2 protein-coding genes are annotated in these 12273 nt (G+C 68.5%); one reads left to right on the forward strand and one right to left on the reverse strand.

What is annotated here, in order from left to right:
• Nucleotides 1-65: 65 nt before the first annotated feature.
• The gene (locus AC3WJT_RS00880; protein WP_492341176.1) at nucleotides 66-10958 is read right to left on the reverse strand and encodes a hypothetical protein; all 10893 of its coding nucleotides are present in this window, start codon (nucleotides 10956-10958) and stop codon (nucleotides 66-68) included.
• Between the two features lie 268 nt (nucleotides 10959-11226).
• Here AC3WJT_RS00880 and AC3WJT_RS00885 point away from each other — a divergent pair, with 268 nt between their 5' ends.
• Nucleotides 11227-12273, forward strand: a complete 1047-nt coding sequence (locus AC3WJT_RS00885; protein ID WP_492341177.1) for a GNAT family N-acetyltransferase — start codon at nucleotides 11227-11229, stop codon at nucleotides 12271-12273.

The raw sequence follows: 12273 nt of genomic DNA on the forward strand, positions 1-12273 counted from the left end.
GAGAGGGGCTGTAAACGAAGAGGGCCGGTCTCGCGACCGGCCCTCCCCTTTAGGTTTGGCAGTGCTTACCAGCGCCAGCGGAAGCCGAGCGAGGCGTCCGTCGACTGGTAGTCTTCCTTGAACTTCACGCCGGCAGTCACGAAGGCCGAGAAGGCCGATTCGTTGCTGAAGACGTTCACGCTACCGGCGACTTCACCGAACGAGCCGCTGAAGTCGTCCATCAGGGCCAGGTCGGGACCCGCGCTGTGGATGACCAGGCCGTTCTCGCCTTCGAACTCGTTCCAGATACGAGCCGTCACGGTGAACTTGGCCGCGAAGGTGTCGAAGTCGGCGTTGGCGCCCAGGCGAGCGCCGAGGCTGCCGCGCAGGCTGGTCTGGTCGTCCCAGTCGATGACCGCGCCGGGGACGGCGATGTCGTCGAACGAGGTCTTGACGTAGCTGACGCTGGCCAGCGGCTCGACGAAGACGTTCTCGCTCAGGGCCAGGGTGAAGCCACCCTCGACCTGACCGCCGACCGTGTTCACTTCGCTTTCGTAGATGTTGTTCGGCGCAGCGGCCAGCGTCGGAACCTGATGGGTCATATCCATGAAGTTGCCGGCGATGATCGCGTCGACGAAGAAGTTCTTCGTCACGTAGGTGCCGTAGAGGCCCAGCGTCAGGCCTTCCATCGACGTCAGCGTGTTGGAGGCGTCGAAGTTCACGTCGGTGTCGATGTAACCGATCATGCCGCCGACGATCCACTGGCTGTCAGCCGAGGTGGCGCTGATGAAGTCGATGCCGCCCGTCAGCGACGAGGTGTTCTGGGCGTAGCTGGTGTCGAAGCTGTAGGTCTTGCCGAACAGATCGAAGCTGCTGATCAGGTCGCGGTCGGTCTTGCCGCCCGTCACCTTGACCCAGACGCCCGAACCGCTGCCGTCGACGTCGCCCAGTTGTTCACGCAGGTCGGCCTGGCGCTCGTACCAGGTGCCCGTGGTTTGATACCAGGCGTTCTGGGCGGCCGTGCCGGCGACGGTGAATTCGAAGGCTTCACTGTCAGGCAGACCCACCAGGACGTGCTGCTTGTTCAGGTTGCGGGCCAGATCGTAGAAGAACAGGCCCTTGTCGAGGACGCCGTCGACCGAGTTGAGGTCGGCGCGCCACCAGGTCGAGGTGCTGTCCAGACCGAAGTCGTTCAGACCCGTCACACCGGCGCCGCTCACGTCGACAACCACCATACCGACGGGGTTGTAGGCCCCCCAGACGTTCGGGCTGATGTCGGTGACCTTGACCAGCGTGCTGCCCGAGGTGTTGCCGCCGGTCAGGCTGAGGCAGTCGGACCCGTTGAGGACCGCGCAGCTCGTCTGGACCAGGGCGCCGAGGTTGGAGTCGATGACCAGGCGGCTGGAGCCGGATCCGACGAAGGTCGCGCCGGCCGCCAGGATGCGGTCGTCAGCGGCCAGGTCGGAGTTGACCGCGCCGGAGCTGCCGAACACCACGCGACCGGAGTTGTTCCAGGTCTCGAGGTTGGAGATCGTCAGCGTCGAGGCGGCCAGGGTCGGCTCGCCAACCACCAGGGTGCCGGCGTTGGTGAAGGTGTCGGCGCCGCCCAGGAAGTCCCAGCTCGTCGCGACGCCACCGGCGTTGGTGTAGATCACGCCGGTCGCGCTGTTGTTCAGCGTGTCGGCGCCGGGGCTGAAGGTCGAGGCCCCCGTCGTGTGCCAGCTGAGGCCCGAGGTGTTGTTGAACACCACGTTGCCGGTCAGGCCCGAGAAGTTGACCCGGCCCTGGATGCGACCCGCGTTGTTGATGACCACGCTGCCGCCGATGCCGCGGATCGCCAGGTCGTCATAACCCGTCGCCGTGTTGTCGGAGGAGCGAACCACCGCGCCGGCCGTGACGTTCAGCGTGCTGAGGCCCGCGCCGGTGTTGTTCAGGTCGACGACCCAGCTGGTGGCGCCGGAGCCGGTGCTGACCGCCAGGGCGTTGGCCGCGAGGTTCACGTTGACCGCGCCGCCATTGCTGGTGGTGCGGACCGCGCTGCCGTTCTGGCCGTTGACCGTGACGCCGGAGGCGACCGCGACCGTGGTCAGACCGGTGCCCGTGGTCACCGTGTTGATGCCGGCGAAGCCCGCCTCGGTGGAACCCGTGACGTTGAAGTTGGCGTTGACCGTCGTCGTGCCCGTACCGGAGTTGCCGGTCAGGATGCCGTTCTCGCTGCCCGAGACCACCGCGTTGTTGGTCACGATGACCGCGCCGCCGCCCGAGCTGGCCTCGATGCCGTCAGCGCCGGAGGAGGTGACGGTCGCGGCCGTGGTCACGGTGACCGCCGCCGAGCCCGCCGCCGAGGCGTTGATGCCGTCGTTGCCTGCGTTGATCACGCCGCCGGCGTTGTTGGTCACGGTGTTCGTGCCGCCGTTGGTGGCGGTGACGATGCCCCGGCCGCTGGCGTTGCTCGCCGTGATCGCCGCCGAGTTGGTCACGAGCGAGGTGCCCGCGCCGGCCGTCGAGGTCTGGATGCCGTCTGCGGACGTCGAGGTGATCGCCGCCGCGTTGCCGACGATGATGTTGCCCGAGGTCGAGGAGGCATTCACGCCGTCGCCCACCGAACCGATCGTGCCGCCGGCATTGTTGTTGACGGTGTTGGTTCCGGTGGAGGTCGAGGTTTCGATGCCCGTGCCCAGCGACCAGATGGCCGCGCTGTTGGTCACCGTCGTCGTGCCGGTCAGCGAGCTGCCGTAGATGCCGATCAGATCGACGCCGTTGCCAGCGGTTCCGAGCTGGCCGGTGTTGGTCACCGACGTGTTGCCCGCGCCGCCGTTGACCGCCGAGATGGCGCGGTCAGCGAAGCCCTCAATGAAGCCGGAGTTGATGACGATCGTGTTGCCGGCGCCGTTGTTGGTGGCGTTGATGCCGTAGCCGCCCGTGACGTTGGCGTCGGCGGTGATCTGGGCGCCGTTGGTCACCGAGACGTCGCCAGCCGAAGTGCTGCTGGCGAAGATGCCGTCGTTGAAGGCGTAGATGTAGCCGGCCACATCCTGATCGATGGTGATCGCGCCGGTGGTGGACACCGCCGAGATGCCGTCGCCGACCGAGCCGGTGCCGTAAGCGTAGGTGTAGCTGTTGGCGTCGATGTTGATCGCGCCCGCACCTGACACCGCGTTGATGCCGGTGCCGTAGGCGTCGACCTCATTGTTGCTGACGATCGTGACCGTACCGGCCCCGCTGGTGACACCGTTCAGGCCGGTCGAGGTCGAGACCCCGTCCTGGTAGCCTTCAACGTAGACGTAGGCGTTGTTGGTGATGTCGACGTTGCCGCCGGTCGAGATGGCGCTGATGCCGGTCATGTCCGGATAGACGCCCGAACCGTCGACGCCGTTGCCGCCGTAGACCCAGACGACGCCGCTGCCGGTCGTGATGCTGACCGCGCCGCCGTTGGCTTCGGCGTAGATGCCGGCGCTGTCGTCACCGACGACCTGGATGTTCACGGTGCCCAGATCGATGTCGATGCTGGCCGTGCCGGCGGTCGAGGCGATCGCCCGGATGCCGGCCGCGCCGTCAGCCTCGGCGCCCGCACCGTCGTTGACGGAGATCACGAGGCCGTTGCCGATGTCGATGTCGATGGTCGGATCGGCGGCGCCGGTGTCCGCCGCCTGGGTGCTGGCGGCGTTGATGCCGACCGCAACCGCGTCGCCGTCGGTGTTGTTGACGTCGATGTTCAGGTTGGTCCCGGCCAGCAGCGTCACATCGCCACCGCCGTTCATGTTGATCCCGTAGTCGTTGGGATCGATCGTGACGTTGTTGCCGATGATCAGCGTCGCGTCGTCGCCGGCGCTCAGCTCGATGCCGAAGGTCAGCGCCGTGATGCTCGTGCCGGAGCCGATGTTCACCGAGGCGTCATTGACTGCAGCCGCCGCGTAGACCCCGCCCTGGAGGGTCGAGGTGAGATCGGCGTTGGCGCCGATCACAACGCTGGCGTTGCCCGACCCGAAGGCCGAAGCCGTAACGGCTGGGCCGCCGCCTGCCTGCACGGTGGAACCTGCGCCGACCGTGGCCGTCACATTGCCGGTGCTCGCGACGTTGGTGTTCGCGGCCACGACGCCGGCAACGAGAGACGAAAGGATGCCGCCGTTGTAGTTCACATCGACCGTGCCGGCGCCGGCCGAGCTGAAGCCCCACACACCGCCGGTGCCATAGATGTCGCCGCTGGCGTTGATGAGGATCGAGCCGTTGCCGCCCGACAGACCGGCGTAGATGGCGACACTGCCGGTCCGATCAACCGACGAGCCGATGTTGCCGCTGGAATTGATGGTGATGCCGCCGCCGGCCGTACCGGTGGCGATGATGCCCGAGCCGTTGGAAGCGTCGATGTTCCAGATGCTGTCGATCTGGATCAGGCCGCCGCCGCTGGTGGAGACGTCGATGCCGTCGCCGCCGTTGGCGTTGATCGAGCCGGCCGAGTTGTTGAGGTCGACCGTGGCCGTGCCGCTGACCGTGGTCAGGTTGATGCCGTCGCCGGCCGTGCTGGTGATCACCTGGCCGGCGTCATTGCCCGAGACCGTGCCGAAGCCCGTGCCCGTAACCGTGACGTCGACGCCCTGGACGCCCGACGTGTCGCCGAACAGCAGGACCTGGACATTGCCCGCGCCGCCGGTCTGGGCGTTCACGCCGTCGTCGGTGACGCCGGAGGTCGTGCCGAAGCCGGTGGAGACGAGGACGTTGCCCGAGGTGCTGGTCGCGTTGATGCCGATCGTCTGGCCCGTGACCGTGCCGAAGGTGCTGACCGTGTTGTCACCGGTGTTGGTGACCGCGGTGATGCCGGCAGCGGTGTTGCCCTGGATCGTTGTGGCCCCCGAGGACGCGAGGATGTTGGACGTGCCCGAGCCGAGGACGCTGGCCAGGAGACCGTTGGTCTGGCCCGTCACGTTGCCCGACAGGACGTCGATGTCGAGGTTGCCCGCGCCGCCGCCGATGATCCCGACGATGCCGTTTGCGGTGGTGCCGGTGACCGTGCTCAGCGTGTCGACGAAGACGTTGCCCGTGGTGCTGACGGCGAAAATGCCGGTGGCGCCGGAAACGATGCCGTTGGTGACGATGTCGAGCGTGCCCGAGTTCGTCGAACCCAGAATACCCGAGTTGTTCGTCGTCGAGACAGTCGTGCCCGCCGCGGTGTTGATCGTCACGGTGCCGGCGCCGGTGGCGCTGCCGACGAGGCCGCCGGTGAGTGCGGTGACGTCGGCGTTGATGTCGAGATCAATCGTGCCCACGCCGCCCGTGGTGGCGAAGACGCCCACACCGAGGCCGCTGTTCACGGTATCGTTGGTCTCGATATCGATCACGCCCGAGGTGCTGAAGGACTGGATCCCGCCGGCCGCGCCGAAGACGGCGCCGTCGGTGGTGATCGTGGTCAGACCGCTGGTGGTCAGCGTGTTGATGCCGATGCCCGTCGTGCCCGTAACCGTCGCGCCCGCCGCCGTGTTGACGTCGATCGCGCCCGTGCCCGTCGCCTCGGCGTCGATGCCCGTGCCGGTGAAGGACGTGACGAGATCGTTGGCGTTGACCGTGATCAGGCCGTCGACCGTCTCGGCGCTGATGCCGAAGGTGCCGCCGTTGACGATGTTGTTGTTGGTGATCGTGATCGCGCCGCCGGTGGATTCAGCGGTGATGCCGTCCTGGGCGAGGCCCGTGACGACGCCGTCGACCGTGATGATCGTCGCGCCGTTCTCCGCCTGGGTGACGATGCCGAAGTCACTGCCGACGGTGGCGCTGACGCCTGTCGTGATGACCGTGACCGTGCCGGCGCCCGACGTCGTCGCGCCGATGCCGGCAGATTCCACGGCGCCGAGGCCGGCCGAGCTGGCCTGGACGTTGGCGCTGCTGGTCACCGAGACCGACCCGCCGCTCGACATGGCGAGGATGCCGACGTTGGCCGGCAGGACGAGCGCTGTATCGGCGTCGTTGCCGGCGATCGAGGTGATCGCGCCGGTGCCGACCTGGATCGTCACGTTACCGCCAGAGGCATCGCCGACGATGCCGCCGGCGCCGTCACCGCGAACGGTGAGGGAGATGCCGTCGGCGACCGTGACAGAGACGCTGCCCGTGCCACCGCCGCTGTTGGCGGCCCAGATGCCGATGGCGCCGTCGGCTTCGCCGCCCGCGCCGTCGTCCACCGTGATGGTGTTGTTGGCGCCGATGATGACTTCCGAGGATTCATCGCCCGGCGCGGTGTCCGCGGCGGCGAAGCTCTCGTTGTAGATGCCGATGGCGATCGTGTCGGCGTCGGTGTTGTTCACGTCGATCGTCACGCCGGCCAGGGTGGTCGTCGTGGCGTCAGTGCCCGCGGTGGTGAACACGCCGTAGTCGTCCGGATCGATGGTGACGCCCGCGCCGACCGTGACGCTGGACGAACCGGCGGTCGAAACCGCGCTGATGCCCACCACGCCGGCGGTGATGTCGCCGTTCGCGGTGACGCTGACATTGCCGGCCGAGTCGGCGCGGATGCCGGCGTCGCCGCCGACGACCGTGCCGTTGGTGACCAGGGTCACCGAGCCGGTGACGCCCGAGACGTCGAGACCGTCATCGCCCACGCCCGGACCACCGTCGAGGTTGCCGTTGAAGGTCATGTTGACCGTCGCCGCGCCGAGCGCGTCGATGTGCACCGCGTCGCCGTTGGCCGAGGTGTAGTCCCCGCCGGCCGTGCCGCTGATGTTGCCGCCCGCGACGATGCGGACCGCACCGGCGTCGCCGCTGATGCTGGTGCCGGCCGCCGTGTCGAACGTGACCGAACCGCCGGCGTCGATGTCGACACCGTAGAAGCCAGGGGCCGTGGAGGTGATCGCACCGACCGACTGGTCGAAGTCGACGTTGCCGCCGGTGAAGATACCGACGCCGTTATACAGGGCGGTCGTCACGTTGCCGTCGATGTCGACGTTGGCGTTGCCGCTGGAGCGGATCTCCGCGCCGCCGCCACCGATGAGCGTGCCGTTCATGTCGAAGGTCACGTCGGAGCCGGACAGAAGGGTGTTGTAGAAGTTACCGGTCGCCGTGACCGTCACGCCGCCCGCCACCGTCACATTGACGATCCCGGCGTTGCCGCCGCCCCCGTCCTGGACGACGATGGCAGCCTGGCCGGCATTGACGTCGGCATTGACGTTGATCGTCACGTCACCGTCGGTCAAAGCGACAATGCCGGTGGTGGCCGAGGTAACCACGCCACCGCTGGTGATGGTGATGAGGCCCGTGCCAGTGGTCGAGGCGGTGATGCCGCGCGCCGTGGTGCCGGTGACGCCGCCGACCGTGGTGATGGTCGTCGTGCCCGTGCCGCTGTTCGTGGTGGTGATACCGGTCGTGCCGCTGACCAGGCCGGAGTTGTCGACCGTGATCGTGCCGCCGAGACTGGCGGCGCTGACGCCTGCGCCGCCAGTCGCCGAGACCGCCGCGACGTCGATATCAACGTTGCCCGCGCCCGTGGAGCCGGAAACGCCGACGCCGCCGGTCGAGGTGACCGTGCCGCCGGTGGTGTTCAGCGTAACGTTGCCCGAGGCGCTGGAGCCGATGACACCCGTCGTGCCACCGACCGTGCCGCCGGTCGTCACAGTGATCAGGCCGCTGCCGGTGTTCGAGGCGTTGATGCCCGAACCGGTCGTGCCGCTGACGGCGGCCGCGGTGGTGATGACGGTCGTGCCCGTCAGGGTGTTGGTGGTGACGATGCCCGAGGTGCCGCTGACGATACCCGAGTTGTCGACGGTGATCGCGCCGCCGGCGCTGGAGGCGTTGACGCCCACGCCGCCGGTGGCCGAGACCGCCGCGACATCGATGTCGACCGCCGCCGCGCCGCCGGTCGTGCCGGAGACGCCGACGCCGGCCGTCGAGGTGACCGTGCCGCCCGAGGTGTTCAGCGTGACGCCGCCCGTGGCGCTGGAGCCAATGACGCCCGTCGTGCCGCCGACCGTGCCGCCGGTGGTGACGGTGATCAGGCCGCTGCCGGTGGTCGAGGCGTTGATGCCCGAGCCGGTCGTGCCGCTGACGCCCGCCGCCGTCGTGATGGTGGTCGTGCCCGTCAGGGTGTTGGTGGTGACGATGCCCGAGGTGCCGCTGACGACGCCCGAGTTGTCGACCGTGATCGCGCCGCCGGCGCTGGAGGCGTTGACGCCCACGCCGCCGGTCGCCGAGACCGCCGCGACGTCGATGTCGACCGCCGCCGCGCCGCCGGTCGTGCCGGAGACGCCGACGCCGGCAGTCGAGGTGACCGTGCCGCCCGAGGTGTTCAGCGTGACGCCGCCCGTGGCGCTGGAGCCGATGACACCCGTCGTGCCACCGACCGTGCCGCCGGTCGTCACAGTGATCAGGCCGCTGCCGGTGGTCGAGGCGTTGATGCCCGAGCCGGTCGTGCCGCTGACGCCCGCCGCCGTGGTGATGGTGGTCGTGCCCGTCAGGCTGTTGGTGGTGACGATGCCCGAGGTGCCGCTGACGATACCCGAGTTGTCGACCGTGATCGCGCCGCCGGCGCTGGAGGCGTTGACGCCCACGCCGCCGGTGGCAGTGACGGTGGCGACATCGACGTCGACCGCATCAGCGCCCGTGGTGGTGGCGGTGACGCCCGCGCCGGCCGTCGAGGTGACCGTGCCGGCCGTGGCGACCGTGACGGCGCCGCCCGCGTTGGCCTGGGCGACAACGCCCTGCGAACCGGTGATGGCGCTGCCCGCGTCGGAGGTCACGGTGACCGCGCCGCCCGCCGAGGTGATGGCGCTGACGCCCACGCCGGCGAGGTTGGCGTCGTTGTCGCCCTGGACCGTGGTGCCGGCGTTGTTGACGTTGATCGTAATGGCGCCGGTGGTGTTGGTCGCGGTGATGCCGCCGGCGTCGCCGGTGACGTCGTTGTTGGCGTCATAGGTGATGACGCCGCCCGCGCTCGCGAGGACCACGCCCGGGTCGCCCTGGACCGTGCCGTTGGTCACCAGGGTCAGGTTGCCCGCGCCCGTGGTGATCTGGATGCCGTCGTCGCCGACACCCGCGCCGCCGACGATCGTGCCGCCGAAGGTCAGGTTGACCAGGCCGCCGCCGGTGACGTTCACGTTGACCGCGTCGCCGCTGGTCGAGCTGATGCCGCCGTCCATCGTGCCGGTGACGTCACCGACCGAGGTGACGATCAGGCCGGCGCCGGCGCCGAAGATGCTCGAGCCGGCCGACGAGTTCATCGTCACCGAGGCGCCGTTGAGCACGAGGCCCGTGTAGGTCGCGCTGGTGGCGGTAATGTCGCCGCCCGTCTGGTCGAAGGTGATCGCGTCAACCGCAAGAACCGTGAGGCCGTCGGCGTGAGCGCCCGCGATGTTGCCGCTGACGTCGATGTCCGCGCCCGCGAGCGAGTCGATGTAGACGCCCTGGCCGCCCTGGACCGAGCCGTTCATTTCGAACGTCACGCCGGTGCCGTAGAGGGCGACATTGTAGAAGTTCGCCGAGCCGGACAGGACCGAGCCGACATTGACCGTCACATCGATCGCGCCGGCGCTGTAGCTCGAGCCACCCACGCCCCAGGCGAGGATGGTGTTGCCGTCGCTGAGCACGTTGCCGCCGATCACGATGGTCGTCGTGCCGTCCGTCTGGGTCTCGATGCCGGCGACGAGCGCGCCGTCGGCGCGCAGCTGGCCGGCCGTCGTGATGTCGATGTTGCCGGTGGTGGTGTAGGCGGTGATCGCCGAACCGTTGACGCCGCGGACCGCCGCGGTGTCGAGCGTGATGTCACCCGTCGTGGTGGTGACGCTGATGCCGTTGGTGGAGCCGAGGACCGAGCCGGCGGTCGAGTCGATCGCCACGTCGCCCGTGGTCGTGCCGACCACGATGGCCGTGCCGCCGTTGGCGGTCACGCCGGCCGTCGTCAGATCAACACCGCCGACCAGGGTCGAGATGGTGATGCCGTCGGTGGCGCCGGTGACCAGGCCGCCCGTGGTGTCCGCCGTGACCAGACCGCTGGCGCCGTTGAGGTCGACGCCCGCGCCCGCCGTACCGGTGGTCGTGCCGCCGGTCGTCACGCTGATGGTGCTGTTGGCGGTAATCGCCGTGACGCCGACCGTGCCGCTGACATTGCCGGTGTTGAGGATCTCGACCATGCCGGCGCCGGTGGCCTGGACAATGATGCCCTCGTTGGTGGCCGTGACATCACCGGCGGTGACCGATACGTCGCCGCCGCCGTTGGCCGCGGCGCGGAGGCCGATGTTGCCGGACGTGATGCCGCCCGTGGCGGTCACCTGGACGCCGAGCGCGCCGCCCGTGACGGAAACGCCGTTGTCGCCGCCCGGCGCGTTGATCACGCCGGTCGAGTTGACGATGGCCTGGCCGCTCGTGGTGACCAGGATGCCGCCGCCGCCCGTGAGGTTGGTGTCGCCGATATCAACCGTGGCGCCGCCCGAACCCGACTGGACGCGGACGGCGTAGTTGCCGGCCGTGACAATGTCGCCGTTGGTCATGATCACTTCAGCAGAGGCCGTACCGCCCGTGGTGATGCGAATGCCGCCGCCGACCGCGTTGATCTGGGTGAAACCGTCGCCGGCGTCGTTGTCGGTCAGGTTGAGGCTGATGTTGCTGTCGGGGCTGGACAGCTCGATCGCGCGCCCGGCCGCCGTGCTGATGTTCGTGTCGCCGGCGCCGGCGAAGAACTGGATCGCCTCGACCGTGATGGCGTCGCCGGCGTTGCCGACGATGTGCAGGCCGTTGATCGGCACCGTCACGGTGTCGATGAAGGCAAGGCCGAGATCGCCCTGGGTCGTGTAGGTGATGCCCGCCGCAAAGATGCCGGAGCAGATGAACGTATCGGCGAGACCCGCGTTAACGGTCGGATCGCCGCACTCGTCGGCCGCCAGGGCCTGGGTCGGCGCAAGGGCGACCGCAGAGACCGAGGCGATGCCGGCCAGCAGGCTGGCGGCGACAAGGGACGAGCTGGCGAAAAGCGAGACACGGCTACGGGCGGTACGGCTCGTACGAGACATCAGGAAACCCCCTAATAGTTGGCAGGCAAGCGCGCGCAGCTTCCCGCCGATAAAAACGTCGTTCGTCGAACCTATAGGACGCCGTTTTGCAACCGTCCATGGGTATTCCGACAGAGAAACGGTCGGTTCGCTCCGTAGGGGAATTTGCGGCGTTAACCACAACCGATGCGCGGTCTCTGCGCCCCTCAGCCGCTTACGAGCTGCTACCGCCGCGGCCGGAACCGGGCTAGTTTCGCCCGGATCAGGCCAGCTTCCGGGATCCCCCTTGATGGAAATTTTCTACGACGTCAGGACCCTGGACGCCGAAATCGAGGCCGCCTACGGACGGCTTTTGCCGCAACAGGACGACCTCGTCGCCCGCGGCAAGCTGGCCTGGAAATTCCAGCGACACCCTGCTGCGAAAGGGGCTGTCGCCACGGCCAGCCTCGATGGCGGGATTGTCGGCATGGTGGGTTTCGCCCCTGCCCGGCTCAAGATCGGGGACCAGCGGGTCATCGCCCACCAGGCTCTTGATACGGTCGTTGACCCGGTCTGCAGGGGGAAGGGCGTGTTCGTCGGTCTCGGGCGCGCCTTCTACGGCGCCGCCGCCGGTTGGGCCTCGGAGATGGCCTACGGGTTTCCGAACGAAAATGCGGCCCCGGGGTGGTTTCGCAAGCTCGACTGGGCGCAACTCGGGACTCCGCCCTTCCTGGTCAATCCCCTGAATGCGGGGTACTTCGCCCGCCGGGTTCTGGGCCGGATCGGCGGCCTGTTCGACCCTGTGCCCCTCTCTTTCACCGGACGCCCCGCCGGCGCGGGCAGGGCCGTGACCGTCACGCGCTTTGACAGCCGCGTCGACGCGCTCTGGGAAGCCTTCTCCGCGACCATCCCCTGCGCCGTGGACCGGGCGAGCGACTATCTGAACTGGCGGCTCTTCGACCATCCGACGGCCGCCTACGAGACGCGCGCCGTCCACGCGGAGGACGGAAGCATGCGGGCCTTTGTCACCACGCACCTGGCGGACAAGCACGGCGGACGCATCGGATATATCATGGAAGTGTTGCACGCACCGGACGCCGAGGCCGACGCGGTCATGCTGCTGCGCCTCGCGATTTCCGACATGCGGCGCCAGAAGACCGACGCGATCCTCGCCTGGGCTGCGCCGCATGCGCCCAACTACCGCGCCTATCGCAAGGCGGGGTTCCTGCCGATGCCGGATCGCATTCGGCCCATCCATCTCTACTTCGGCGGCCGGGCCCTGTCGCCGACGACGGCGACGGTCACGACCCGGCCCGAGGACTGGTATCTGAGCTACCTCGACTCGGACACCGTTTGA

This window comes from Caulobacter sp. FW305-C-30-S16 (genome assembly GCF_058783025.1).